The organism is Pseudomonas sp. PVC-3-1 (genome assembly GCF_057444315.1).
In genome coordinates, this window is record NZ_CM172023.1 from 1515145 (window position 1) to 1542053 (window position 26909).

A 26909-nucleotide genomic window follows, 5' to 3' on the forward strand; every position below is an offset into this window, starting at 1 on the left:
CGAGCAAGCTCGCTCCTACAGGGGCCTGTCAGTCCAGCAGTTCGCGCAGCACGCCAGCGAACGCCTGGGTGCTTTGCTCCTCAAGAGCATGCCGGCCTTCGCGCACCCGCCATTGTCCGGCGACCATCACATCGCGCACCTGGCGATCCCCGCCGGCGAACAGCCAGCGGTTGAGAATGGCGTCACCACGGGCGGTCTGCAGGTAAGGGTCGCCGCCGTCGAGCACCAGCAGGTCGGCGCGCTTGCCCACCGCCAGCTCTCCGGTGGGCTGGCCGAGGGCCTGGGCGCCGCCGGCGAGGGCGGCGTCGAACAGGGTGCGCCCGACCATGGGTTGATCCTGCCCGTACAGGCGATTGCGACGCTGGTCGCGCAGGCGCTGGCCGTATTCCAGCCAGCGCAGTTCCTCCACCACGCTCAGTGACACGTGGCTGTCCGAACCGATACCGAAGCGACCGTGCTGGGCGAGGTAATCCACCGCCGGGAAGATGCCGTCGCCCAGGTTCGCCTCGGTGGTCAGGCAAAGGCCGGCCACCGCTCCGCTGCGGGCCATGGCGGTGACTTCGTCGGCTTCGGCATGGGTGGCGTGGACCAGGCACCAACGCTCATCCACCGCCACGTTCTCGTACAACCACTGCAAGGGCCGGCGGCCGCTCCAGGCCAGGCAGTCGTCGACTTCCTTCTGCTGCTCGGCGATGTGGATGTGCACCGGGCAACCGCTGGAATCGGCGCCCAGCACCTCGGCGATCTGCTGCGGCGTTACCGCGCGCAGGGAGTGGAAGCACAGGCCGAGACTCTGCTGCGGTTGTGTGGCCAGGTGTGCGCGTAGCCTGTCGATCAGCTTCAGGTAATTCTCGGTGCTGTTGATGAATCGGCGCTGGCCTTCGTTGGGGGCCTGGCCGCCGAAACCGGCATGGGAATAGAGCACCGGCAGCAGAGTCAGGCCGATACCGGCTTCAGTCGCGGCCTGGCTGACGCGCAGGGCCAGTTCCGCCGGGTTGGCGTAGGGCTTGCCATCGACGTCGTGGTGCACGTAGTGGAATTCGGCAACGCCGGTGTAACCGGCCTTGAGCATCTCGATGTACAGCTGGCGGGCGATCACCCCGACCTGCTCGGGCGACAGGCGGCCGACCAGGCGATACATCAGGTCGCGCCAGGTCCAGAAGCTGTCGTTGGGGTTGCCGGCGACTTCCGCCAGGCCCGCCATGGCGCGCTGGAAGGCGTGGGAGTGGAGGTTCGGCATGCCCGCCAGGACCGGCCCGGCGAGGCGCTCGGCGCCCTCTGCGACGGCATCCGGGATGATCGCGGTGAACAGGCCGTCGGCATCGATCTCGAAGCGGACATTGCGCGCCCAGCCGGAGGGCAGCAGGGCGGATTCGGCGAACAGGACGGACATGCGCGGGGCCTCGCGGGTTTCTTGTGATAATAAGCGGGGAATTTGTATATACATATACAGACGTTTGCCGGGACCGTAAACTGCAAGACAACCCGGCGGTCGTCAGAGGGCTTGTATGCACCGGTCGAATCCGGTACATGCCGGAGTCAGACCGCAGTCGCCCTCCAAAGAAAGAATACCGTCGCCACGACAAGGAGTTTCCCGTGCCCGCATCGCCCACGCCTACCCCGCCCGCCGAGGGTTCGTCGCTCGCCGCGCAGATGGGGGAAATTCCCGCGCCGCTGTATGCCCGGGTCAAACAGCTGATCATCCAGCAGATCCAGTCCGGCACCTGGCCGCCGCACCATCGTGTGCCGTCCGAAGCGGAATTGGTCGATGAGCTGAGCGTCAGCCGCATGACCATCAACCGGGCGCTGCGCGAGCTGACCGCCGACGGCCTGCTGGTGCGCATGCAGGGCGTGGGTACTTTCGTTGCCGAGCCCAAGGGCCAGTCCGCGCTGTTCCAGGTGCAGAACATCGCCGAGGAAATCACAGCACGCGGCCACAAGCACCACCTGGTGGTGGTCAGCCTGGTCGAAGAGCTGGCCAGCGCCGAGCGTGCGTTGGCGCTGGACGTGCGCGAAGGGCAGCGCATCTTCCACTCGGTGATCGTGCACTACGAGAACGATATCCCGGTGCAGATCGAGGATCGCTACGTCAACGCGGCCGTGGCGCCGGACTACCTCAAGCAGGATTTCACCGGGCAGACGCCGTTCGCCTACCTCACCCAGGTCGCGCCGCTGAGCGAGGGTGAGCACGTGGTCGAGGCGGTGCTGCCCAGCCCCGAGGAATGCAAACTGTTGTCCGTCGACCGCCACGAGCCGTGCCTGCTGATCCGTCGGCGCACCTGGTCGGGACGCAATACCGTGACCAGCGCGCGCCTGCTGTATCCGGGCTCGCGCTACCGCCTGGAAGGACGTTTCAGTTCATGAGTGAAGTGCGAATTCTGCGCGCCGCCGACTATCCGGCGATGCCCTGGAAGAACGGCGCGGGCACCACCCGCGAGATCGTCCGTGACGCCGGCGACGGCCTGGAAGGTTTCGGCTGGCGCGTCTCCATTGCCGACGTTGGTGCCCCGGGCCCATTCTCCGCGTTCACCGGCTACCAGCGCGTCATCAGCGTGCTGGAAGGCGAAGGCATGCGGCTGAAGGTAGATGGCGTCGACTCCCGCGACCTGCGCGCACTCGATGCCTTCGCCTTCGATGGCGCCAGTGCGGTGGACTGCACGTTGTTGGGCGGTGCGATCCGCGACTTCAACCTGATCTATTCGCCCACTCGCTATCGGGCACGCTTGCAGTGGCTGCGGTTGGACTGCGAGACGCATTTCTTCAGCAGCGCGTCGACAGTACTGCTGTTCAGTGCGGGTGAGGGGATTCACGCCCGTCTGAACGGCACGGCCGCCGGTGTGCTGGGCCTGCATGACACCTTGATCGCAGAGGGCGAAAGCTCGCTGCGGGAGTGGCGATTGAAGGTGGCGGGCAAGGCGGATATCTGTGTGATCGAACTTCAAGCAGGTTAAGCAGGAAAGGGCGCCTTCGAGGTGCCCTTTGTATTTTTGGTCAGCTCCAACATTGTGCTTGGCGCCGACCTTCCCCTCTCCCTAACCCTCTCCCTGAAGGGAGAGGGGACCGCTCGGCGCAGGATAAAACGTTGGCGTCAGCCGGTACGGACAGCGCCCTCTCCCTTCGGAGCGGGGCGCGCAGCCAGGGCGGGGGAGAGGGGCCTTTGTGGCTTGGTCGCGACAATTCCGGCCCCGTTACTCGTACAACCTCGAGTAATTGATCCACCGACTCATCACCCCCTCTTCGACCCATGCCCGCGCCGCGGCAATGTCCGGGGCGAAGTAGCGGTCCTGCTCGTAGTGCGGCACTTCGCTGCGTATCAGCGTGCGCACTTCCTGCAGCTGCGGCGAGCTTTGCAGTGGTGCGTGGAAGTCCACGCCCTGCGCGGCGGCCAGCAGTTCGATGGCGACCACCCCGGCGCTGTTGCCGGCCATGTCCTGCAGGCGGCGGGCGGCGAAGGTAGCCATGGAGACGTGGTCTTCCTGGTTCGCCGAAGTCGGCAGGCTGTCCACCGAGGCCGGGTGCGCCCAGGTCTTGTTCTCCGAGGCCAGCGCCGCCGAGGTGACCTGGGCGATCATGAAGCCGGAGTTCAGCCCGCCTTCCTTGACCAGGAACGCCGGCAGGCCGGACATGGCCGGGTCCACCAACTGGGCGATGCGCCGCTCGGACAGCGCGCCGATCTCCGAGATCGCCAGCGCAAGTACATCCGACGCCATGGCCACCGGCTCGGCATGGAAGTTACCGCCTGACAGAACATCGCCGTCAGCGCTGAATACCAGCGGGTTGTCGGAAACCGCATTGGCCTCGCGCAGGAAAACGCCTGCAGCGAAACGCAAATGATCCAGGCAAGCACCCATCACCTGCGGCTGGCAGCGCAGCGAATACGGATCCTGCACGCGCTTGCAGTCGATGTGCGACTGGTTGATAGGACTGTCGTGGAGCAGCTCGCGGTACAGCGCGGCCACCGCGATCTGCCCCGGCTGGCCACGCACTTCCTGGATGCGTGCATCGAAGGGCACGAACGAGCCTTTCAGCGCTTCCACGGTCAGGCTGCCGGCGACCACCGCCGAGATGAACAGCCGCTCTGCCGCGAACAGCCCGCGCAGGGCCAGCGCGGTGGAGACCTGGGTGCCGTTGATCAGCGCGAGCCCTTCCTTGGGGCCCAGCACCAGGGGTTCGGCGCCAGCGATGGCGAGACCTTCGCGGGCCTCGAGGATACGTCCTTCGTGGCGCACCTGGCCGACGCCCAGCAGGGTCGAGGACAGGTGCGCCAGCGGCGCGAGGTCGCCCGAGGCCCCCACCGAGCCTTGCGACGGGATACATGGGTAGACCCGCGCCTGGTACAGCTTGAGCAGCGTTTCGATGACCGGCAGGCCGACGCCGGAGAAGCCGCGCGCCAGGGAGCCGATCTTCAGCGCCATGATCAGTGCCACGCTGGCGTCGTCCAGCAGCGGGCCGGTGCCGGTGCAGTGGGAGAGGATCAGGTTGCGCTGCAGGGTGGCGAGCTGGTCCTCGGCGATGGAGGTGCGCGCCAGCAGGCCGAAGCCGGTGTTGATGCCGTAGACGGTGCGTTGGTCGGCGATGATCTGGCTGACCGTCTGCGCGCTGCGCAGGATGGCGTCGCGGCACTCTTCGGCGAGCTGCAGGTCGGGTTGGTGCTGGTAGATGGCGCGCAGTTGGTCGAGGTCGAACTGGCCGGGCGTCAAGAGCAGGGTTTCGGACATTTCAGCATCCTGGATTCGGTGAAGTGTTACCGTGGATTGTGTTCCTGTATATACAGGTATAGCAATCGCTGTGCCATGGCGCGCCAGGGCCGGTTCCACGGTGATTCACTTGGCTGTGCGGCGGTTCAGGGTTGAGTGAATGTCACCGCCGGTGGCATTTCCAGTCCGATGGTCGTGGGCAAACCGTGGATCGGCGGCTAAACCCATAGGGACATCGCCGCGCCTGGAGCTACCCAATGCCTGCCATCCGTTGCCTGTTCGCCCTGCTGCTGGCCTTCGGGCTCTGTGCCCAGACCTTCGCCGCCGGCTGTCCCTATCCGAAACCCGTGGTATTCGCCGGGTTGAACTGGGAAAGCGGCATGTTCACCACCGAGGTGCTGCGCTTCATCCTGGAGAAAGGTTACGGCTGTGAGACTGATGCCGTGCCGGGTAACACCGTGACCATGGAGAACGCGCTCAAGCAGAACGACATCCAGGTCACCGGCGAGCAGTGGGCCGGGCGCAGCACCGTGTGGCAGGAGGCGGAGAAGGCCGGCCAGGTGTTCTCCGTCGGCGAAACGGTGAAGGGCGCCAGCGAAGGCTGGTGGGTGCCCGACTACGTGGTGCACGGCGATGCCAAGCGCGGTATCAAGGCCTTGGCGCCGGGGCTGAAGTCCGTCAGCGATCTGCCCAGGTACAAGGCGCTATTCAAGGATGACGAGGAGCCGGCCAAGGGCCGCTTCTATAACTGCCCCACCGGTTGGACCTGCGAAATCGTCAACACGCAGAAGCTCAAGGCCTACGGGCTGGACGACAGTTACGTGAACTTCCGTACCGGCGCCGGGCCCGCGCTGGACGCAGCGATCAGTTCGGCCATCGCCCAGGGCCGGCCAGTGCTCTTCTATTACTGGGCGCCGACGCCGCTGCTGGGGCGCTTCAAGCTGGTGCAGTTGGAGGAACCACCGTTCGACGAGGCGGCATGGAAGACCCTGACCGATGCCAACGACCCTAACCCCAAGGGTTCGCGCTCGCTGCCGGCGAAGATCAGCATTGGCGTGTCCCGCGACTTCCACGACAAGGCGCCGGCGCTGGTGCAGGTATTCGAAAAGGTCGAGCTGCCCTTGCCGATGTTCAACGCGCTGCTGGCAGACATGGCCGAGCACCACCGTGATGTGGCGGACGTGCGGGCGACGTTCTTCCGCGAGCACCGGGAGTTGTGGTCGAAGTGGGTGACGGCGGAGGCGGCGGGGAGGATCGATGCAGCGTTGAAGTAGGCACCGGGTTTGCAGAGGTTCGCGAGCAAGCTCGCTCCTACATAAAAGCGCTACCCCCGAACCTGTAGGAGCGAGCTTGCTCGCGATCATCGCCGCCGCGAACTTCCCATTCCTGCGCAAGAAGAGCTTGTCTATACAACCTGTGTCCCTTCGTAGCGAGCGGTGTTACCGAACGCAACGAAACGGTGCACGCAAGCCTTCTTCTGGTGCGCTTGTCTGTCAGACGGCAGTTTCTGTCAGTCGCCCGAGCTTTCCGCTATTTCGTTTTTTATCCTTACAAATCAAGTAGTTGATTATTGGCCTGGGTGAGCGAAAGGCTCCGTCAGGCAAGGTTGGCCTTTCCTTTGCTTATACTTGTACATACAAGCATAGACATGATGGTGGCGAGTCCCTCGGCACCGTCCAACGAACCGCCAAAGCCCTCACCGGCTTAACGATCCGAGCAAGCGAAGGAGCCTTCCGTGACCAAATTCCGCGACGTCGAAATCCGTGCCCCGCGCGGCACCCAACTGAACGCCAAGAGCTGGCTGACCGAAGCGCCGCTGCGCATGCTGATGAACAACCTCGACCCGGAAGTCGCCGAGAACCCGAAGGAGTTGGTGGTGTACGGCGGCATCGGTCGTGCTGCGCGCAACTGGGAGTGCTACGACAAGATCGTCGAGACCCTGAAGCAACTGAATGATGACGAGACCCTGCTGGTGCAGTCCGGCAAGCCGGTCGGCGTGTTCAAGACTCATTCCAACGCCCCGCGCGTGCTGATCGCCAACTCCAACCTGGTGCCGCACTGGGCCAACTGGGAACACTTCAACGAACTCGATGCCAAGGGCCTGGCCATGTACGGCCAGATGACCGCAGGCTCGTGGATCTACATCGGCAGCCAGGGCATCGTTCAGGGCACCTACGAAACCTTCGTCGAAGCCGGCCGCCAGCACTATGACGGCAACCTGAAAGGCAAGTGGGTGCTCACCGCCGGCCTCGGCGGCATGGGCGGCGCCCAGCCGCTGGCCGCGACCCTGGCCGGTGCCTGCTCGCTGAACATCGAATGCCAGCAGAGCCGCATCGACTTCCGCCTCGCCAGCCGCTACGTCGACGAGCAGGCCAAGGACCTCGACGACGCCCTGGCGCGCCTCGCGAAATACACCGCCGAAGGCAAGGCCATCTCCATCGCCCTGCTGGGCAACGCCGCAGAAATCCTCCCGGAACTGCTCAAGCGCGGTGTGCGCCCGGACATGGTCACCGACCAGACCTCCGCCCACGACCCGCTCAACGGCTACCTGCCGGCCGGCTGGACCTGGGAACAGTACCGCGACCGCGCGCAGACCGACCCGGCCGCCGTGGTGAAGGCCGCCAAGCAATCCATGGCCGTGCACGTCCAGGCCATGCTGGAATTCCAGAAGCAGGGCGTGCCGACCTTCGACTACGGCAACAACATTCGCCAGATGGCCAAGGAAGAAGGCGTCGCCAACGCCTTTGACTTCCCCGGCTTCGTCCCGGCCTACATCCGCCCGCTGTTCTGCCGTGGCGTCGGTCCGTTCCGCTGGGCGGCGCTGTCCGGTGATGCCGAGGACATCTACAAGACCGACGCCAAGGTCAAGGAACTGATCCCGGACGACGCCCATCTGCACAACTGGCTGGACATGGCCAAGGAGCGCATCAGCTTCCAGGGTCTGCCGGCACGCATCTGCTGGGTCGGCCTGGGCCAGCGCGCCAAGCTCGGCCTGGCGTTCAACGAGATGGTCCGTCGCGGCGAGCTGAAGGCGCCGATCGTGATCGGCCGCGACCACCTCGACTCCGGCTCGGTGTCCAGCCCGAACCGCGAAACCGAAGCCATGCGCGACGGCTCCGACGCCGTGTCCGACTGGCCGCTGCTCAACGCCCTGCTGAACACCGCCAGCGGCGCCACCTGGGTCTCGCTGCACCACGGCGGCGGCGTGGGCATGGGCTTCTCCCAGCACTCGGGCATGGTGATCGTCTGCGACGGCACCGACGAGGCCGCCGCGCGCATCGCCCGTGTGCTGACCAACGACCCAGGCACCGGCGTAATGCGCCATGCCGATGCCGGCTACCAGATCGCGATTGATTGCGCCAAGGAGCAGGGCCTGAACCTGCCGATGATCACCGGCAAGTAATCCAGCAGTTCAGGACCAGGGAGAGGGCCGCCGCACGGCGTGGTGCGGCGGCCCGGTCCGTAAAGCAGCAGTACATCGACCGACAAGAATCCCTTCGGGAGAACAATAACGATGTCCCAGGCCAGTGATAGCTCCAAACCCCTGATCGAGGTGCGCTCGATCAACTACATCCCCGAGGCCGAGCGCCACGGCAAGCTGTACAGCCAGTTCACCCTGTGGCTGGGCGCCAACCTGCAGATCACCGCCATCGTCACCGGCGCCCTGGCCGTGGTGCTGGGCGGCGATGTGTTCTGGTCGCTGATCGGCCTGCTCATCGGTCAACTGCTCGGTGGTGGCGTGATGGCGCTGCACGCCGCCCAGGGACCGAAGCTCGGCCTGCCGCAGATGATCTCCAGCCGTGTGCAGTTCGGCGTCTACGGCGCGGCCATCCCGATCGTGCTGGTATGCCTGATGTACCTGGGCTTCACCGCCACCGGCACCGTGCTGTCCGGCCAGGCGCTGGGCCAGCTGTTCGGCGTCAGCGACAGCGTCGGCATCCTGATGTTTGCCAGCGTCATCGTGCTGGTGACCGTGCTCGGCTATCGCGTCATCCACGTCATCGGCCGCATCGCCAGCGTCATCGGCGTGATCGCCTTTGTCTACCTGTTCAGCCGCCTGATGAACCAGACCGATGTCAGCGCGCTGCTGCAGATTCGTCATTTCAGCTGGAGCAGCTTCCTGCTCGCGGTGTCCCTGGCCGCGTCCTGGCAGATCGCCTTCGGGCCGTATGTCGCGGACTACTCGCGCTACCTGCCGAGCAAGACATCGTCGGTGAAAACCTTCCTCGCCGTGGGCGCAGGCTCGGTGATTGGCGCGCAAGTGGCGATGATCTTCGGCGTGTTCGCCGCGGCCGGGGCCAACGGCCAATTCGCCGGCCATGAAGTGGCCTACATCGTCGGCCTGAGCGGCAGCGGCGCCGTCGCCGCGCTGCTGTACTTCAGCATCGCCTTCGGCAAGATCACCATCTCGACGCTCAACTCCTACGGCAGCTTCATGTGCATCGCCACCGTGATCAGCGGCTTCCGTGGTCACCTGGAAGTGAGCCGTGTGCAACGCCTGGTGTTCGTCCTGTTGATCGTCGGCGCCGCGACCCTGATCGCGCTGCTCGGCCAGCATTCGTTCCTCGGCGCGTTCAAGTCCTTCATCCTCTTCCTGCTGGCCTTCTTCACCCCGTGGAGCGCGGTCAACCTGGTGGACTACTACTGTGTCACCCGCGAGCACTACGACGTGCCGGCGCTGGCCGATCCCGACGGCCGCTACGGCCGCTGGAACGTTGCCGGCATCGGCGTCTATGTGATCGGTGTGCTGGTGCAGTTGCCGTTCATCTCCACCAAGTTCTACACCGGCCCGCTGGTGGAAGCCCTGGGTGGCGTGGATATCTCCTGGATCATCGGCCTCGTGGTTCCGGCCGTTCTCTATTACTTGGTCGCCCGCCGCGTCACGCGGGCAGTACCGGACCGGCTGATCCTGCCGGCCCGCACCTGAACAGACCGGCCCGGCCGCGCGGCCACAAGCCCGCGCGGCCCTTGCACTGCCCAACCTCATTCACGTTTAGGAGCATCAGATGAACAACACCAAGAAGACGCTGCTGGGCCTGTTCCTGTCCGCCGGTCTGCTGGGCGGCACCATGGCATCGGCCCAGGCCGCCGGCTGGTGCGAGAGTGGCAAGCCGGTGAAATTCGCCGGGCTGAACTGGGAGAGCGGCATGCTGCTCACCGACCTCATGCAGATCATCCTGAAGAACGGCTACGGCTGCGAAACCGACAGCCTGCCGGGCAACTCCATCACCATGGAGCAGGCCCTGGCCAACAATGACATTCAGATCTTCAGCGAAGAGTGGATCGGCCGCAGCGACGCCTGGAACAAGGCCGCCGCCGCGAACAAGGTGGTCGGCGTGGGCGCGCCCATCGTCGGCGCCACCGAGGGCTGGTACGTACCGCGCTTCGTGATCGAGGGCGACAAGGCGCGCAATATCGAAGCCAAGGCGCCGAACCTGAAGGCCGTCACCGACCTTGCCCAGTACGCCGAAGTCTTCCGCGACCCGGAGGAGCCGGGCAAGGGCCGCTTCTACAACTGCCCGGCCGGCTGGACCTGCGAGCTGGAAAACTCCGAGATGCTGAAGAAGTACGGCCTCGAGGACAAATTCACCAACTTCCGCCCCGGCACCGGCCCGGCCCTGGATGCCGCCGTGCTGTCGAGCTACAAGCGCAAGGAGCCTATTCTCTTCTACTACTGGTCGCCGACGCCGCTGATGGGCCAGGCCGACCTGGTGAAGCTGGATGAGCCGGGCGTGAACAAGGACGTGAAGATCCAGGTCGGTCTGTCCAAGGCCTTCCACGATCAGGCGCCTGAACTGGTGGCGGTGCTGGAGAAGGTCAACCTGCCCATCGACCTGCTGAACCAGAACCTGGCGAAGATGGCCAAGGAGAAACTGACCTCCGAGCAACTGGCCAAGGCCTTCCTCAAGGAACACCCGGAAGTGTGGACCACCTGGGTCAGCGAGGACGCTGCGAAGAAGGTCCAGGCCGCGCTCTGAGCACCTGAGCCCTGATCGTCGCGAGCGACGGCCAGGCAAGGCGAAAGGCGGTGAGGACGCGGAGTTTACTCGCAGTAAATGAGCAGTCCGAACCGGCTTTCAACGCCGCCTGGCCTAGCGCAGCAGATCAGGGGCAGGTGCTCACGCTGCCGATTTCGGGGATGCACGATATCCCCGGTGATGCCCACTCCTGACGAGTACGTGCCATGTTTCCCGAACGCTTCACCTTCTCCATCGCCGACTGGGTCAACGGTTGGGTCGATGCCCTGGTTACCAACTACGGCGACGTGTTCCGCCATATCTCCGACACCCTGCTGTGGGCCATCGTCAACCTGGAGAGCGTGCTGCGGGCCACTCCCTGGTGGCTGATGCTGGCCATCGTCGCGGGCATCGCCTGGCATGCCACGCGGCGCATCCTGCCGACCGTGGTGATCGTCGGGTTGCTGTTCCTGGTGGGCGCCGTGGGCCTGTGGGACAAGCTGATGCAGACCCTGGCACTGATGATGGTCGCGACCATCATCTCGGTGCTGATCGGCATTCCGCTGGGCATTCTCGCCGCACGCAGCGACCGCTTCCGGGCGATCCTGCTGCCGCTCCTGGACATCATGCAGACCATGCCCAGCTTCGTGTACCTGATTCCGGTGCTGATGCTGTTCGGCCTGGGCAAGGTACCGGCGATCTTCGCTACCGTGATCTACGCCGCGCCGCCGCTGATCCGCCTGACCGACCTGGGCATCCGTCAGGTCGACCGCGAAGTGATGGAAGCCATCACCGCCTTCGGCGCCAACCGCCGCCAGCAGCTGTTCGGCGTGCAGCTGCCGCTGGCGCTGCCGAGCATCATGGCCGGCATCAACCAGACCACCATGATGGCCCTGTCGATGGTGGTCATCGCCTCGATGATCGGTGCCCGTGGCCTGGGCGAGGACGTGCTGGTGGGCATCCAGACCCTCAACGTCGGCAAGGGCCTGGAAGCGGGTCTGGCCATCGTCATCCTCGCCGTGGTCATCGACCGCATCACCCAGGCTTACGGCCGCTCGCGCCACCATGAGGCCAGCAAATGAGCAAGATCCAGGTCAAGAACGTCTACAAGATATTCGGCGCCAAGGCCGACCAGGCGCTGGCGATGATCCGCCAGGGCAAGAGCAAGGCCGAGGTGCTGGCCGCCACCGATTGCGTGGTCGGGGTGAACGACCTCTCGCTGTCCATCGAGGCCGGGGAAATCTTCGTCATCATGGGCCTCTCCGGTTCCGGCAAGTCGACCCTGGTGCGCCACTTCAACCGCCTGATCGACCCCACCAGCGGGCAGATCCTGGTCGATGGCGAGGACGTGCTCGGCTACGACGCCGCCGCGCTGGAGAACTTCCGCCGGCGAAAGATCAGCATGGTGTTCCAGAGCTTCGGCCTGCTGCCGCACAAGAGTGTGCTCGACAATGTCGCCTACGGCCTGAAGATTCGTGGCGAGAGCAAGGCGCTGTGCCAGGAGCGCGCGCTGCACTGGATCAACACCGTGGGTCTGAAGGGCTACGAGAAATCCTACCCGCACCAGCTCTCCGGCGGCATGCGCCAAAGGGTTGGCCTGGCCCGCGCGCTGGCGGCGGATACCGACATCATCCTCATGGACGAAGCCTTCAGCGCCCTCGACCCGCTCATCCGCGCCGACATGCAGGATCAGTTGCTGGAGCTGCAGAAGACTCTGCACAAGACCATCGTCTTCATCACCCACGACCTCGATGAAGCCGTGCGCATCGGCAACCGCATCGCCATCCTCAAGGACGGCCAGTTGATCCAGGTCGGCGCGCCGACCGACATCCTGCACAAGCCTGCCGACGAGTACGTCGACCGCTTCGTTCAGCGCCGCGTCGCCGCTATCTAACGCCATTCACCGGCGGGGAAGGGGGCTTCCCCGCCTACAGGAGTTCTGCATGTCGTCCTCTTCCACCATCACCCTCGGCAACGGCCCGCTGCGCTGGCAGGACCTGGTCGCGGTGGCGCGCCACGGCGCGCGCCTGCAACTGTCGGCGGCGGCCTGGGCGCGTATCGACAACGCCCACGGCATCGTCGAACGCATCGTCAGCCGAGGTGAACGGGCCTATGGCATCAGCACCGGCCTGGGCGCGTTGTGCAATGTGGTGCTGCAGGGCGAGCAACTGGCGCAGCTGTCGCGCAACACCCTGCTCAGCCATGCCTGCGGTGTGGGCGAACCGCTGAAGGTTGAGCAGACCCGCGCGATCATTGCTGCCGCCATCACCAACTACAGCCACGGCAAATCCGGCCTGCACCGCCGAGTAGTGGAAGCGCTGCTGGCGCTGCTCAACCACGGCATCACCCCGCGCGTGCCGTCCCAGGGTTCGGTCGGCTACCTGACCCACATGGCCCACGTCGGCGTGGCGCTGCTGGGCATTGGCGACGTGAGCTACCGCGGAGAGATCGTTCCTGCTGCCCGCGCGCTGGCCGCCGAAGGACTGGAACCGGTGCAGCTGGGTGCCAAGGACGGGCTCTGCCTGGTCAATGGCACGCCGTGCATGACCGGCCTGAGCTGTCTTGCCCTCGACGACGCAACGCGCCTCTCGCAGTGGGCCGATGTCATCGGCGCCATGAGCTTCGAAGCCCTGCGCGGGCAGATCGATGCCTTCGACGCCGAGATCATCGCGCTCAAGCCACACCCGGGCATGCAGAAGGTCGGTGCCAACCTGCGGGCGCTGCTCGAAGGCAGTGAGGTCATCGCCAGCAGCAAGGGCATTCGCACCCAGGACGCCCTGAGCATTCGCTCCATGCCGCAGATCCACGGTGCGTGCCGCGACCAGCTGGAGCACGCGGCCAAGCAGATCGAGACCGAACTCAACTCCGCCACCGACAACCCGCTGGTGCTGGGCACGCCGGACGACTACCGCGTCGTCTCCCAGGCCAACCCCCACGGCGAATCCGTCGCCATGGCCGCCGACCTGCTGGCGATCGCCGTGGCCGAACTGGGCGGCGTTGCCGAGCGCCGCCTGGACCGTCTGATCAACCCGCTGGTCAGCGGCCTGCCGGCTTTCCTGGTCAGCCAGCCGGGCGTCAACTCGGGGATGATGATCGTGCAATACGTCGCCGCCTCCCTGGCCGGCGAGAACCGCCAGCTGGCGCAGCCGGCGGTGGTGGACAACTTCGTCACCTCCGGCCTGCAGGAGGATCACCTGAGCCTGGGCACCAGCGCCGCTCTCAAGCTCGGCCGCGCCATCGACAATACCCGGCGCATCTTCGCCATCGAATACCTGCTGGCTGCCCAGGCCTTTGAATTCCTCAAGCCACAACGTTTCGGCGCCGGCACCGACTGCGCCTGGAGCCTGTTGCGCGAACAGGTGCCGGCCTATGACAGCGACCGCTGGCTGGCGCCGGACATCGACCGTGCCACCGCACTGCTGGCCGACCCGGCAGCGCTGGAGAGCATCGGCGCGAGCATCGGGAGGCTGCAATGAAACACCTCTGGCACCACTGCCACGCGGCGACCATGAAGGATGGCCGCTACGCCATCATCGAGGATGCCGCGATCATCACCGAGGGCGAGCGCATCAGCTGGATCGGTCCGCGCGCCGAGCTGCCCGAGCGCCCGGTACAGAGCACTGACCTGGGCGGCGCCTGGGTCACGCCCGGATTCATCGACTGCCACACCCACCTGGTGTTCGGCGGCGACCGCAGCGGTGAGTTCGAGCAGCGCCTGAACGGCGTCAGCTACGCGGACATTGCGGCGGCCGGCGGCGGCATCGCCAGCACCGTGCGCGCCACCCGCGAGGCCAGCGAGGAAGCGTTGTTGGCCAACGCCATCAAGCGCGCCCGCCCATTGCTGGCCGATGGCGTGACAGTGCTGGAAGTGAAATCCGGCTACGGCCTGGACCTGGACAGCGAACGCCGCATGCTGCGCGTGGCACGCCGCCTGGAACAGGAGCTGCCAGTGACGGTGCGTACCACTTGCCTGTCCGCCCACGCGCTGCCGCCGGAATACGCCGGGCGTGCGGATGAGTACATCGATCAGGTCTGCAGCCACATCCTTCCGGCCCTGGCCGAGGAAGGTCTGGTGGACGCGGTGGATGCCTTCTGCGAGCACCTGGCGTTTTCCCCGGCGCAGGTCGAGCGGGTATTCCAGGCTGCCCAGCGCCTGGGCTTGCCGGTGAAATTGCATGCCGAGCAGCTGTCGTCGCTGCATGGCTCCAGCCTCGCCGCGCGGTATGGCGCACTGTCCGCCGACCACCTGGAGTTCATGGACGAGAGCGACGCCATTGCCATGGCCGAAGCCGGCACCGTTGCCGTGCTGCTGCCCGGCGCCTTCTTCGTCCTGCGCGAAACCCAGCTGCCGCCGATGGATGCCCTGCGCAAACACGGCGTGAACATTGCCATCGCCAGCGATCTCAACCCCGGCACCTCGCCAGCGCTGTCCCTGCGCCTGATGCTGAACATGGCCTGCACCGCCTTCCGCCTGACCCCGGAAGAAGCACTGGCCGGCGTGACCCTCAACGCCGCACGAGCGCTGGGCATGGCCGACAGCCACGGCAGCCTGGAAGCGGGCAAGGTCGCCGACTTCATCGCCTGGGACATCCAGCGTCCTGCCGAGCTTGCCTACTGGCTCGGTGGCGACCTGCCCAAACGCGTCATTCGTCACGGCGAAGAACTGTGAGTTTGGTTCTTGTAGGAGCGAGCTTGCTCGCGAACCTGGCTCCGCAGCGGATCTGTTCGCGAGCAAGCTCGCTCCTACAGGTTCTTCTTCGCCAGAGTTGGATATAGACCCCATGGATAACGTTCTCGAATTCAAACGCGGCCGCGTCCCGCTGCTGGTCAGCATGCCGCACCCCGGCATCCGCCTGACTCCGACTGTGGAAGCCGGCCTGGTGGATGAAGCCCGCGAGCTGGCCGACACCGACTGGCACATCCCGCGGCTCTACGCCTTCGCCGAGGAACTGGGCGCCAGCACCCTGGCTGCCGGCTTCTCGCGCTATGTCATCGACCTCAACCGCCCGGCCGACGACAAGCCGCTGTACAGCACCGCCACCACTGGCCTCTACCCGGACACCCTGTTCGACGGCCGCCCGCTGTTCAAGGACGGCCAGGCGCCGTCGCCGGAGGAGCGCGCGCGTTACCTTGCCGAAGTCTGGACGCCGTATCACCGCACCTTGGCCGACGAGCTGGCGCGCCTGAAGGCAGAATTCGGCTACGCGCTGCTGTGGGATGCCCACTCGATCGCCTCGGTGATCCCGCACCTGTTCGACGGCAAGCTGCCGGACTTCAACATCGGCACCAACAGCGGCGCCAGCTGTGACGTGGAGTTAGCCGAGCGACTGGTGGCGGTCTGTGCCGACGCACCGGCCTACCGCCACATCCTCAACGGCCGCTTCAAGGGCGGCCACATCACCCGTCAATACGGCCAGCCGCAGGACAACGTTCACGCGGTGCAGCTGGAACTCGCCCAGTGCAACTACATGGATGAGCACGCGCCCTTCGGCTACCGTGAAGACCTCGCCGCACCGACCGCCCAGGTACTCCGGCGCATGCTGGAAACATTCATCGCCTGGGGCCGCGAACGCTACGGTCGCTGAGTTTTACACAGCCTCCTGCCGCGCCAGGGCTTGTCGGCGCGGCGCCGCCGGACCACGCATCCCGGCGGCGCTTCCCTGGTTCGGCAGGGGGCTGTCTTTTATGCGAAGCGGTGCTGCGCCAGTTGTCCCTCGGCGTGACGCACCAGCATCTCCAACAGCAGCGCCTGGGTGTGTGGCGGCGTCTCGTCGGCGCGGGTGAGGGCGTAGAGCGTGACCTTCACCGGTGGTGACAGCGGGCGCAGCGCGGTGAGTTTCTCGTCCGCGCCCAGGGCGGTGAAGGGATCGACCAGCGCCAATCCCGTTCCGGCTTCCACCAGCGTGCGCGCCAACGCGTAGGTCTGTACCGCGATGCGCACGCGTGGCGGTGGTTCGACGTTGGCCAGGTGGCTTTCCAGACGTGCTGAGAGCGGGTCGGAGGTGGACAGGCCGATCATCGGCTCGCCGGCCAATTCGCCCAGCGTCAGCGCCTTGCCCAAGCGACCTTCCGGCCAGTGCCCGCGCGGCGCCAGGGCTACCAGCGGGCCGCTGGCGATGGGCTGCGAGCGCAGGCCGGGATGGTCGGTCTGCTGCAGGGTCAGGGCGAGGTCGAGCTCGCGCATCAGCAGGTTCTGGATCAGCTCGCGGGAATGCTGAGTGGCCAGTTCGCAGCTGCTCTGCGGGTAGCGGTCGGTCCATTCGCGGATCACCGGTGGCAGCAGCGACAGTGCCAGGGCTGGCGTGGCGCCCACGCGCAGGCGGTTCTCCGGCTGGCCGCGCAGGCTCTGTGCGAGGCGGCGAACGCCCTGCAGGCTTTCCGTCACTTTCGCTACCTCACGCTCCAGTTCCAGCGCTTCGGGCGTTGCCTGCAATTTGCCGCGCACGCGCAGGAACAGCGGGAAGCCCAGTTGCTGCTCGGCGTGCTGCAGCACCTTGGTCACCGCCGGCTGGGAGACGTGCAGCAGTTGCGCGGCGCCGCTGACCGAACCGGTCTCGCGGATGGCCTGGAACACTTCGATATGGCGCAGGCGCATGGTCGGCTTCCCTTGTGTGAATCTTCTGCGCGTATAACGCAAGGTTATGGGGTGCCCATGTTTATTCATTGTTCGCCGCCTGTCACCCGGGCCTAAGGTCGAGGCCAGGATTGAACGGGCAGTGAGGCGGCAATGGCACAGCGGGTTTGCATCATCGGCGCGGGCGTGGTCGGGCTGGCCACAGCGCATGCGCTGGTCCGGGAAGGCTTCGACGTCACCGTGCTGGAGGCGCGAGATCAGGCGGGGCTGGAAACCAGTTTCGCCAACGGCGGCCAACTGTCCTACCGCTATGTCGCGCCGCTGGCCGATGCCGGCGTGCCGCAGCAGGCGCTGGGCTGGCTGCTGCGCGGGGATTCGCCGCTGCGTCTGCGCCCGCGCCTGGACCCAGCGCAGTGGCGCTGGCTGATGGAGTTCACCGCGGCCTGCAGGCGTTCGGTAAACCAGGCCAACGCGAAGCACCTGCTGCGCCTCGCCCTGTTCAGCCAGACCACGCTGGCGCAGTGGCGCGAGGACGGGCTGGCGGGTTTCGACTGGCGGCGCAACGGCAAGCTGGTGGCCTTCCGTGACGAAGGCAGCTTCCGCAGCGCGCGGCAGAACCTGTCCGATCCTGCCGCGCAATTCGTGTTGTCCGCGCAACAGTGCCGCGAGCTGGACCCGGCGCTGGAGCGCGCGCCCTTCGTTGGCGGCATCCATACGCCGGACGAGGAGGTCGCTGACTGCTACCTGTTCTGCCAGCGGCTGGCCGAGGGGCTCCAGGCGTCCGGCCGTTGCCGCCTTGTCTATGGACATCCGGCATCGAAGCTGCTTCTGCGCAACGGCGCCGTGGCTGGAGTAGAGGCGGGCGGTCAGAGCTTCGAGGCCAATCATGTCGTCCTCGCCGCCGGCTATCGCAGCGCCGCGTTGCTGCCGGGCGGGCCGCGCCTGCCGCTCTATCCGCTCAAGGGCTACAGCCTGACCGCGCCGATCCGCGCCGGTGACCACGCGCCGGACGTGAGCCTGACGGACTACGACCGCAAGGTGGTCTACGCACGCATCGGCAACCAGCTGCGCATCGCCGCCATGGTCGACATCGTCGGTTTCGACCCGCGCCTGGAACCCAAGCGCCTGGCGCTGATCCGCCAGCAGGCGGCGGACACGTTGCCCGACGCCTGCGACTACAGCGCCGCCATCGAATGGGCCGGCATGCGTCCGGCCACGCCCACCGGCGTGCCGCTGGTGGGCGCCTGCGGGCCGCGCGGCCTGTGGTTGAACCTCGGTCACGGCGCGCTCGGTTTCACCCTGGCCTGTGGCAGTGCGCAACTGATCGCCGCGCAGATCGGTGGGCGCAAGCCCGGCATCGACACCAGTGGCCTGACGCCCGAGCGGCTGGCCGGCTGATTCCATCGAATTGGGAGACTCACCATGCAACTCACACGCATCGCCACCAACGACCGCCTTTCCGGCGCTATGGTCTTCGGCTCGCTGGTGTTCCTCTCCGGGCAGGTACCCGGTCAGGCCACCGATATCCAGGGCCAGACCCGCGAAGTGCTGGCGAAGATCGATGCACTGCTGGCTGAAGCTGGCACCGACAAGGCGAATATCCTCAGCGCGACCATTTACCTCAAGGACATCGGCGCCGATTTCGAAGCCCTGAACAGCGTCTGGTGCGCCTGGCTGCCCGAAGGCTGTGCACCGACCCGTACCACGGTACAGGCGCTGCTGGCGCGGCCGTCGGTGCTGGTGGAGATCACTGTGATTGCCGCGCGGCCCTGAACCTCAATCCGACTCACAACAACAAGAGGGATCGAACCGATGAAACGACTTGCACTGGGATTGCTGGCGGCGTCCAGCCTGGTTTGCGCTTTGGCGCAGGCGAACGAAGCACTGGACGGCACGCTGAAGAAGGTCGCTGACCGAGGTGCGATAACCCTGGGTTATCGCGATGCCTCGGTGCCATTCTCGTACCTGGGCGATAACAGCGGCCAGCCCATGGGCTACTCGGTGGACTTGGCCGGCAAGGTGGTCGAACGTATCAAGCAGAAGCTCGACAAGCCGGACCTTGCCGTGAAGTACAACCTGGTGACTTCGCAGACGCGCATCCCGCTGGTGCAGAACGGCACCGTGGATCTGGAATGCGGCTCCACCGGCGTGACCGCTGAGCGTCTGAACCAGGTCGCCTTCTCCTATGGTTTCATCTACGTGAAGGGCCAGTTGCTGACCGCCAAGGACAGCGGCATCCGGGACTTCGCCGATCTGAAGGGCAAGAACGTGGTGACCACCGCCGGCACCACCAATGAGCGCTATCTCAAGGCCTACAACGCCGAGCACAAGCTGGGCATGAACGTGGTCAGCGCCAAGGATCACGGCGAGGCCTTCCTCATGTTGCAGTCCGGCCGTGCCGTGGCCTTCTACATGGACGATGCGCTGCTCTACGGCGAAAAGGCCAAGGCGCGCGACCCGCACCACTGGGTGGTGGTGGGCGAGCCGCAGTCGCGGGAGATCTACGCCTGCATGGTGCGCAAGAACGATCCGCAATTCCTCGCACTGGTCAATGAGACGCTGGCGCAGTTGTACTCCTCGGGCGAGATCAAGGGCATCTACCAGCGTTGGTTCGAGCAGCCTATTCCGCCGAAGAACCTCAACCTGGAGTTCCCCATGACCGCCGAGTTGCAGGCGATCATCGCCAAGCCCACCAGCGAACCGGTGCAGTAATCCGCTAGCGTTGCAGGCCGAGGTGGCGGATCAGTGGTTGCGCCTCGGCCAGACGTTCCCATACATCGTCGAGCAATTCGGCGGGGTAGTAGGAGGGCAGGCGCGCCAGTTCCTGGCGCGGTACCCAGGCGACTTCGCGGATATCGAATTCGTCGCCACCCAGGCCGCGCAGGTTGTCCAGGCTGACGCGGCCATCCCAGGCATCCACGCGGTAGAACAGCTCCATGTGGAAGCGCCCGGCCACCGGCTCGGCGAACTCGCGCACATAGACCAGCGGGCCGACTTCCACGGCGAGCCCGGTTTCCTCCCGGCACTCGCGGCGCACCGTGTCGCGGGTGGATTGGTCCTTGTCCGACTCGAAGCCGCCGCCCGGCGGAATCCAGTACACATCGCCGGCGACCTCGTGGCGCACCAACAGGATTTCGTCGTCGCGCACCAGCAGCCCGGCTGCGCGGATACGATGTTGCAGGGGGAAGTCATTGCCAGTCGAGCCTCGCCAGTTTCCATTCCGATCCCTCGCGCCACCATTCCAGCTTTACCGAGTAATGCCCGGCGCTATCGGGGATGAGGTTCTCGGCGCCGGTAAGGGCGACCTGCGCGTCAGTATGTCCGCGGTTGGCATAGGTCGGGTCGATCCGGCTCTCGCTGCTGAGCAGGATCACCTTGACCTGCTGGTGACGCAGGAACATCAGCGTCATGGTGCGCCTGGCCCAGTCGCGGTCGAACTCGCCGTTGGCGCGGAAATCGCCGGCCAGCTGTTCGATCACGGCCCCGCTATTCTTGGCTTCGAGGTTGTCCTGCAATTGCTTGACGGCCGCGTCCAGTTGCGCGCGCGGGTCGTCCCGGCCGCAGCCGGCCAGGGTGAGCAGCATCAGCAATAGAGAAAGAAACAACTTCCGTGGCATGGCTCACTAACTCCCTTATCGGTTTTTCGCTGGCCCGAGTATCATGCCCGACACCGTGGGGGCCGAAGACTTTCAATGGAAGTTGCGCCGCGGCAACGCGACTTTCTATTAGGTGGCGACAGGCCCTAGGATGGTTACTGGTCCGGAGCGACCGTACGTACTGATCCAGGAGCGAGCCATGCAAACTTTGTATCCGGAAATCAAGCCTTACGCGCGCCATGAACTGGCCGTCGAGGAACCGCACGTCCTCTATGTGGACGAGAGCGGTACGCCCGACGGATTGCCGGTTCTGTTCATCCATGGCGGCCCGGGCTCCGGTTGCGATGCCATGTCGCGGCGTTTCTTCGATCCCAATATCTACCGCATCGTCACCTTCGACCAGCGTGGCTGTGGCCGCTCCACGCCCTACGCGAGCCTGGAGAACAACACCACCTGGCACCTGGTGCAGGATATCGAGCGCATCCGCGAACTGCTGGGTATCGACAAGTGGGTGCTGTTCGGCGGCTCCTGGGGCTCCACCCTGTCGCTGGCCTACGCCCAGACCCACCCTGAGCGCGTGCTGGCGCTGATCGTGCGCGGTATCTTCCTCTGCCGTCCGCAGGAAATCCGCTGGTTCTACCAGGAAGGCGCGAGCCGCCTGTTCCCCGATTACTGGGAAGACTACCTGGCGCCGATTCCCGCCGACGAACATGACGACCTGCTGCACGCCTTCCATCGCCGCCTGAGCGGCCCTGACCAGATCGCGCAGATGCACGCCGCTCGCGCCTGGTCCACCTGGGAAGGACGTACCGCCACGCTGCGGCCGAACCCGGCAGTGGTCGAGCGCTTCTCCGACCCGCATCGCTCGCTGTCCATTGCGCGCATCGAGAACCATTATTTCGTCAACGACGGCTTCCTCGAGCCCGACCAGTTGCTGCGCGACATGCACAAGATCGCCCACCTGCCGGGTGTGATTGTCCATGGCCGCTACGACGTGGTCTGTCCGCTGGACAACGCCTGGGCATTGCACAAGGCCTGGCCCAACAGCGAGCTGCAGATTGTCCGCGACGCCGGCCACGTGGCGGGCGAGCCGGGCATCACCGACGCGCTGGTGCGCGCCACCAACGAAATCGGCCGGCGCCTGCTGAACCTGCCGCCGGAGGCTGAATGAAGGGTTTGATCCAGCGGGTGCGTGGCGCCCGTGTCGAGGTCGAGGGCGAAATCGTCGGCGCCATCGACCATGGGCTGCTGGCCCTGGTGGGCGTCGAGCCCCAGGATGATGAGGCTTCAGTAAACCGTTTGTTGCACAAGCTGCTTAACTATCGAGTGTTTGGCGACGATGAAGGTAAAATGAACCTTTCATTGAGCGATGTCGGCGGCGGCCTGCTGCTGGTTTCGCAGTTCACCCTGGCCGCGGATACCCGAAAGGGGCTGCGGCCGAGCTTTTCCAGCGCGGCGCCACCTGAAAAGGGCGCCGCGTTGTTCGATCTACTCGTGGAACAGGCGCGAGAGCGTCATCCGCTGGTCGCCACTGGCCGTTTTGGCGCCAACATGCAGGTCCACCTGGTCAATGACGGCCCGGTGACCTTTCTACTGGAGGCTTGAACGCGCGGCAGCTTGTCATATCGCCGTGGGATGATGGTTAGGGCTTATGCACTTAGAACAATGCGCCTCCGGGAGCCGGAAGTACCCGTGGAAAATATCGGGGAATCATTCAGGCTCACCGGGGTCGGAATTCAATCGCCAGCAGATTGGCATCGCCTTTGCTGGCTTTAATCGTTTTGTGTTCACGGACGAGGGGGACTCGTGATTTTCCGTTCCGTTCAACAACCGCTTTCGCGCCAAATCCTTCGCGGACTGGTCGGCTCCGCCCTGTTGGCGTTGAGCGCTACCCATGCCTGGGCCTTCAATCTCGACGACGTTGGCGAAAAGGCCAAGGCGCTGGCTGCTGAGAAGTACAGCGCACCGACGAGCAACCTGCCATCGGAATTCAGCGAAATGAAGTTCGCCGATTACCAGCAGATTCGCTTCCGCAACGAGAAGGCTTACTGGGCCGACGAGAAGACCCCCTTCAAGATCAGCTTCTATCACCAGGGCATGCACTTTGACACCCCGGTGAAGATCAATGAAGTCACGGCAACCGACGTCAAGGAAATCAAGTACGATCCCTCCCGTTTCGACTTCGGATCGTTGAAGTTCGACGCCAATGCCACCAAGGATCTGGGCTATGCCGGCTTCCGCCTGCTGTACCCGATCAACTCCCCCGACAAGCAGGACGAGATCGCCACCTTCCTGGGCGCGAGCTACTTCCGCATCATTGGCAAGGACCAGTGGTGGGGCCTCTCCGCCCGTGGCCTGGCGCTGGACACCGCGCTGCCGTCGGGTGAGGAATTCCCGCGCTTCCGCGAGTTCTGGATCGAGAAGCCCAAGCCCAAGGACAAGCACCTGGTGATCTTCGCGCTGCTGGATTCGCCCCGTGCGACCGGCGCTTACCGCTTCACCATCCGTCCGGGCAACGACACCGTGGTCGACGTAAAGGCCCGCGTGTTCCTGCGTGACAAGGTGAGCAAGCTGGGCCTGGCGCCGCTGACCAGCATGTTCCTGTTCGGCTCCAACCAGCCGTCCGCGGAGCACAATTTCCGTCCGGAACTGCATGACTCCAACGGCCTGCAGATTCATGCTGGCAACGACGAGTGGATCTGGCGTCCGCTGAACAACCCGAAACACCTCTCCGTCAGCGCCTACAGTGTCGAGAACCCGCGTGGCTTCGGCCTGCTGCAGCGCGGTCGTGAGTTCTCCCGTTACGAAGACCTGGACGACCGCTACGACCTGCGTCCGTCTGCCTGGGTCGAGCCGCAGGGCGACTGGGGCAAAGGTACTGTCGAACTGGTGGAGATCCCGACTCCGGACGAAACCAACGACAACATCGTGGCCTTCTGGAACCCGGAGAAGCGCCCGGAAGCCGGCGAGCCGCTGGACTTCGCCTACCGCATGCGCTGGACCAAGGACGAGGAAGCCCTGCACGACGCGAAGAACGCCTGGGTCATGCAGACCCTGCGCTCGGTCGGCGACGTCAAGCAGAAGAACCTGATCCGTCAGCCTGACGGCAGCGTCGCCCTGGTCGTCGACTTCGTCGGCCCGACCCTGAAGGCGCTGGCCGGTGATGCCCCGGTAAGCACCCAGGTGAGCACCGACGACAATGCCGAGGTGAAGGAAAACGCACTGCGCTACAACGCAGTGACCAAGGGCTGGCGTCTGACCCTGCGAATCAAGGTCAAGGATCCGAAGAAGCCGACGGAAATGCGCGCTGCGCTGGTAAACGGCGGCCAGACCATTTCCGAAACCTGGAGCTACCAGCTGCCTGCCGATGAATAACTCCACCGCTACCACCGCGCCGGTGGCCGACTACCTCGCGCACCTGCCCCTTTCGGCGCAGGAGCGTGAGCGGCTGGCCCAGGCCGGTTCCATCAGCGAGCTGCATGAGCAGCTCGCTGGCGATGTACAAGGCGAAGACGCTGCGCTGGCTTCGGTCGGTGCGCGACTGCGCCATGGGTATGGCCAGGACCTCGACGATGCCCAGATGCTGGGCATGGACGACAACGGCCGCACGTACCTCAAGGCCGCGCCGCCGATTCAGCGCACCAAGGTGATCCCCGAACCCTGGCGGACCAACCCGATCATGCGCGGCTGGCGCCGCCTGACCGGACGCAGCAACCCCGCCAAGCCCTCCCGCGACCTGCCCAAGGCGCGCTGGCAGCGAGTGGGTTCGCTGCGCCGGTTCATTCTGGTCCTGCTCATGCTCGGCCAGACCACCGTCGCCACCTACTACATGAAAGGCATCCTGCCCTACCAGGGCTGGGCCTTCGTCGACCTGGAAGAAATCAATCGCCAGACCTGGCTGCAAACCCTGGAACAGGTGGTGCCGTACGCCATCCAGTTCGGCGTGCTGGCGCTCTTCGCGATCCTCTTCTGCTGGGTCTCGGCAGGCTTCTGGACCGCCCTGATGGGCTTCTGGGAGCTGCTCACCGGCCGCGACCGCTACCGCATTTCCGGCAGCAGCGCGGGTAGCGAGCCGATTGCCGCCGATGCGCGTACCGCCATCGTCATGCCGATCTGCAACGAGGACGTTCCGCGCGTCTTCGCCGGCCTGCGGGCGACCTACGAGTCGGTGGCAGCCAGCGGTGAGCTGGATCGCTTCGACTTCTTCGTGCTCAGCGACACCAACCAGCCCGATATCGCCATGGCCGAAGAAAAAGCCTGGATCGAGCTGTGCAAGGAAGCCCTGGGCTTCGGTCGCATCTTCTACCGCCGCCGGCGGCGCCGGGTGAAGCGCAAGAGCGGCAACATCGACGACTTCTGCCGTCGCTGGGGCGGCCAGTACAAGTACATGGTCGTCATGGACGCCGACAGCGTGATGAGCGGCGACTGCCTGACCAAGCTGGTGCGCCTGATGGAGGCCAACCCCGAGGCTGGCATCATTCAGACCGCGCCCAAGGCGTCGGGCATGGACACCCTCTATGCGCGCATGCAGCAGTTCGCCACCCGCGTCTACGGTCCGCTGTTCACCGCCGGCCTGCACTTCTGGCAGCTGGGCGAATCCCACTACTGGGGCCACAACGCGATCATCCGGGTGAAACCCTTCATCGAGCACTGCGCCCTGGCGCCGTTGCCGGGCAAGGGCTCCTTCGCTGGTGCGATCCTCTCCCACGACTTCGTCGAAGCTGCGCTGATGCGCCGCGCCGGCTGGGGCGTTTGGATCGCCTACGACCTGGAGGGCAGCTACGAGGAGTTGCCGCCCAACCTGCTGGACGAGCTCAAGCGCGACCGTCGCTGGTGCCACGGCAACCTGATGAACTTCCGCCTGTTCCTGGTCAAGGGCATGCACCCGGTGCACCGCGCGGTGTTCCTCACCGGTGTGATGTCCTACCTGTCGGCGCCGCTGTGGTTCTTCTTCCTGGTGTTGTCCACCGCACTGCTGGCGGTGCACCAGTTGATGGAGCCGCAGTACTTCCTGGAGCCGCGCCAGTTGTTCCCGATCTGGCCGCAGTGGCACCCGGAAAAGGCCATCGCCCTGTTCTCCACCACCCTGACCCTGTTGTTCCTGCCCAAGCTGCTGAGCGTCATGCTGATCTGGGCCAAGGGCGCCAAGGGCTACGGTGGCGTGATCAAGGTCACCCTGAGCATGCTCCTGGAGATGTTCTTCTCCGTGCTGCTCGCGCCGGTGCGCATGCTCTTCCACACCCGCTTCGTGCTGGCCGCGTTCCTCGGCTGGGAAGCGCAGTGGAAGTCGCCGCAGCGTGACGACGATGACACGCCGTGGAGTGAGGCGATCCGCCGCCACGGCCTGCAGACCCTGCTGGGCCTGTGCTGGGCGCTGCTGGTGGCATGGCTGAACCCGCGCTTCCTGTGGTGGCTGTCGCCCATCGTCGGTGCCCTGATGCTGTCGATCCCGGTCTCGGTGATCAGCAGTCGGGTCAAGCTCGGCCTGGCGTCGCGCGACGAGAAGCTGTTCCTGATTCCTGAGGAATACGACACCCCGCGCGAGCTGCGTGCCACCGACGAGTACACCTATCAGAACCGCTGGCAGGCGCTGAAGGACGGCTTCGTCCGCTCCGCCGTTGACCCGGTGCTCAATGCCCTGGCCTGCGCCATGGGCACTGCCCGCCACGGTCAGTCCGCCGCTATCGAATCGACCCGCACCGCGCTGGTCGAGAAGGCGCTGGAAGCCGGCCCCGAGCAGCTCGACGGCAACCGCCGCCTGGCACTGCTGAGCGACCCGGTGGCGCTGTCGCGCCTGCACCTGGCGCTCTGGCAAGGTGACAAGGAGCAGTGGATCGGTCCCTGGCGGCAATCGCTGAAGGCCGATGCCCATGCCCCGGCCGTACCCCTGGCTCCGGTCGCGGAGCAGGGCGCCATGGCGCTGCCCGCCGCGCAATCCTGAGCCGAGTCGCCCTCATCCCCGCTGCGGGGATGAGGGCGACTCGCCGGTTTCCCCTGTTTTCCCCGCGCACCGCTGCTGGTACCCTGCGCCAGCTATCCAGAAAAGATTGAGATATCCGCCGCATGGGGTACGCTTCGCACCCTT

General features: G+C 65.4%; 23 protein-coding genes. 18 read left to right on the top strand and 5 right to left on the bottom strand.

Annotated features, from left to right (window positions below; genetic code table 11):
- Positions 1 to 28 precede the first annotated feature (28 nt).
- On the bottom strand, positions 29 to 1393 hold the full coding sequence (locus tag AC2T4A_RS07090; RefSeq protein ID WP_416749125.1) for a formimidoylglutamate deiminase: 1365 nt from the start codon (positions 1391 to 1393) through the stop codon (positions 29 to 31).
- A 260-nt stretch (positions 1394 to 1653) separates the two neighbouring features.
- Between AC2T4A_RS07090 and hutC the strand changes: the two genes are divergently transcribed.
- Positions 1654 to 2364 (top strand): histidine utilization transcriptional repressor HutC, encoded by a 711-nt coding sequence (gene hutC, locus AC2T4A_RS07095; RefSeq protein ID WP_416749152.1) that lies wholly within the window; start codon positions 1654 to 1656, stop codon positions 2362 to 2364.
- Positions 2361 to 2951, top strand: coding sequence for a HutD/Ves family protein (locus AC2T4A_RS07100; protein WP_486742976.1), 591 nt, complete (start codon positions 2361 to 2363; stop codon positions 2949 to 2951). The genes hutC and AC2T4A_RS07100 overlap by 4 nt, the downstream gene beginning before the upstream one ends.
- 237 nt (positions 2952 to 3188) lie before the next feature.
- On the opposite strand, the gene hutH (AC2T4A_RS07105) is transcribed toward AC2T4A_RS07100, so the two are convergent.
- The gene (gene hutH / locus AC2T4A_RS07105) at positions 3189 to 4718 is read right to left on the bottom strand and encodes a histidine ammonia-lyase (protein WP_478377748.1); all 1530 of its coding nucleotides are present in this window, start codon (positions 4716 to 4718) and stop codon (positions 3189 to 3191) included.
- A 236-nt stretch (positions 4719 to 4954) separates the two neighbouring features.
- Here hutH (AC2T4A_RS07105) and AC2T4A_RS07110 point away from each other — a divergent pair, with 236 nt between their 5' ends.
- From AC2T4A_RS07110 to hutG, 9 genes are all read left to right on the top strand, one after another.
- The gene (locus AC2T4A_RS07110; protein WP_478377749.1) at positions 4955 to 5971 is read left to right on the top strand and encodes an ABC transporter substrate-binding protein; all 1017 of its coding nucleotides are present in this window, start codon (positions 4955 to 4957) and stop codon (positions 5969 to 5971) included.
- Between the two features lie 461 nt (positions 5972 to 6432).
- Complete coding sequence (gene hutU, locus AC2T4A_RS07115) at positions 6433 to 8100, top strand: urocanate hydratase (protein ID WP_486742977.1); 1668 nt, start codon at positions 6433 to 6435, stop codon at positions 8098 to 8100.
- A 111-nt stretch (positions 8101 to 8211) separates the two neighbouring features.
- Positions 8212 to 9624, top strand: a complete 1413-nt coding sequence (locus AC2T4A_RS07120; protein ID WP_486742978.1) for a purine-cytosine permease family protein — start codon at positions 8212 to 8214, stop codon at positions 9622 to 9624.
- 142 nt (positions 9625 to 9766) lie between these two features.
- Positions 9767 to 10675 (top strand): ABC transporter substrate-binding protein, encoded by a 909-nt coding sequence (locus AC2T4A_RS07125; protein WP_486743655.1) that lies wholly within the window; start codon positions 9767 to 9769, stop codon positions 10673 to 10675.
- 206 nt (positions 10676 to 10881) lie between these two features.
- Complete coding sequence (locus tag AC2T4A_RS07130) at positions 10882 to 11736, top strand: ABC transporter permease (RefSeq protein WP_038803328.1); 855 nt, start codon at positions 10882 to 10884, stop codon at positions 11734 to 11736.
- On the top strand, positions 11733 to 12548 hold the full coding sequence (locus AC2T4A_RS07135; RefSeq protein WP_478379771.1) for a quaternary amine ABC transporter ATP-binding protein: 816 nt from the start codon (positions 11733 to 11735) through the stop codon (positions 12546 to 12548). Before AC2T4A_RS07130 ends, AC2T4A_RS07135 begins: the two co-directional genes overlap by 4 nt.
- 49 nt (positions 12549 to 12597) lie before the next feature.
- Positions 12598 to 14130: a histidine ammonia-lyase gene (hutH, locus tag AC2T4A_RS07140; RefSeq protein WP_486742979.1), complete on the top strand. Its 1533-nt coding sequence runs from the start codon at positions 12598 to 12600 to the stop codon at positions 14128 to 14130.
- Complete coding sequence (gene hutI / locus AC2T4A_RS07145; protein ID WP_486742980.1) at positions 14127 to 15323, top strand: imidazolonepropionase; 1197 nt, start codon at positions 14127 to 14129, stop codon at positions 15321 to 15323. The genes hutH (AC2T4A_RS07140) and hutI overlap by 4 nt, the downstream gene beginning before the upstream one ends.
- Before the next feature lie 112 nt (positions 15324 to 15435).
- Entirely contained in the window at positions 15436 to 16239 is an 804-nt protein-coding gene (hutG, locus tag AC2T4A_RS07150) for an N-formylglutamate deformylase (RefSeq protein WP_486742981.1), read from the top strand.
- A 98-nt stretch (positions 16240 to 16337) separates the two neighbouring features.
- On the opposite strand, the gene AC2T4A_RS07155 is transcribed toward hutG, so the two are convergent.
- Positions 16338 to 17318 carry a LysR family transcriptional regulator gene (locus tag AC2T4A_RS07155; protein WP_486742982.1) on the bottom strand — a complete coding sequence of 327 codons (981 nt, stop codon included), beginning with the start codon at positions 17316 to 17318 and terminating at the stop codon, positions 16338 to 16340.
- A 63-nt stretch (positions 17319 to 17381) separates the two neighbouring features.
- Here AC2T4A_RS07155 and AC2T4A_RS07160 point away from each other — a divergent pair, with 63 nt between their 5' ends.
- From AC2T4A_RS07160 to AC2T4A_RS07170, 3 genes are read left to right on the top strand one after another with little or no spacing between them, the layout of a single operon-like run.
- On the top strand, positions 17382 to 18626 hold the full coding sequence (locus AC2T4A_RS07160) for a D-amino acid dehydrogenase (protein ID WP_486742983.1): 1245 nt from the start codon (positions 17382 to 17384) through the stop codon (positions 18624 to 18626).
- A 24-nt stretch (positions 18627 to 18650) separates the two neighbouring features.
- Positions 18651 to 19001, top strand: coding sequence for a RidA family protein (locus AC2T4A_RS07165; RefSeq protein ID WP_486742984.1), 351 nt, complete (start codon positions 18651 to 18653; stop codon positions 18999 to 19001).
- Positions 19002 to 19040: 39 nt separating this feature from the next.
- Positions 19041 to 19940: a transporter substrate-binding domain-containing protein gene (locus tag AC2T4A_RS07170; RefSeq protein WP_416751046.1), complete on the top strand. Its 900-nt coding sequence runs from the start codon at positions 19041 to 19043 to the stop codon at positions 19938 to 19940.
- Between the two features lie 4 nt (positions 19941 to 19944).
- On the opposite strand, the gene AC2T4A_RS07175 is transcribed toward AC2T4A_RS07170, so the two are convergent.
- Complete coding sequence (locus AC2T4A_RS07175; RefSeq protein ID WP_486743656.1) at positions 19945 to 20409, bottom strand: NUDIX domain-containing protein; 465 nt, start codon at positions 20407 to 20409, stop codon at positions 19945 to 19947.
- A 7-nt stretch (positions 20410 to 20416) separates the two neighbouring features.
- Positions 20417 to 20845 carry a hypothetical protein gene (locus AC2T4A_RS07180; protein ID WP_486742985.1) on the bottom strand — a complete coding sequence of 143 codons (429 nt, stop codon included), beginning with the start codon at positions 20843 to 20845 and terminating at the stop codon, positions 20417 to 20419.
- Positions 20846 to 21023: 178 nt separating this feature from the next.
- Here AC2T4A_RS07180 and pip point away from each other — a divergent pair, with 178 nt between their 5' ends.
- From pip to mdoH, 4 genes are all read left to right on the top strand, one after another.
- Entirely contained in the window at positions 21024 to 21995 is a 972-nt protein-coding gene (gene pip, locus AC2T4A_RS07185) for a prolyl aminopeptidase (RefSeq protein ID WP_416751040.1), read from the top strand.
- Positions 21992 to 22429: a D-aminoacyl-tRNA deacylase gene (dtd, locus tag AC2T4A_RS07190; protein WP_416751037.1), complete on the top strand. Its 438-nt coding sequence runs from the start codon at positions 21992 to 21994 to the stop codon at positions 22427 to 22429. The genes pip and dtd overlap by 4 nt, the downstream gene beginning before the upstream one ends.
- 201 nt (positions 22430 to 22630) lie before the next feature.
- A complete protein-coding gene (locus tag AC2T4A_RS07195; protein ID WP_416751035.1) occupies positions 22631 to 24199 on the top strand; it encodes a glucan biosynthesis protein G in 1569 nt (522 codons plus the stop codon).
- Positions 24192 to 26765, top strand: coding sequence for a glucans biosynthesis glucosyltransferase MdoH (mdoH, locus tag AC2T4A_RS07200; RefSeq protein WP_416751033.1), 2574 nt, complete (start codon positions 24192 to 24194; stop codon positions 26763 to 26765). The genes AC2T4A_RS07195 and mdoH overlap by 8 nt, the downstream gene beginning before the upstream one ends.
- Positions 26766 to 26909: the final 144 nt, after the last annotated feature.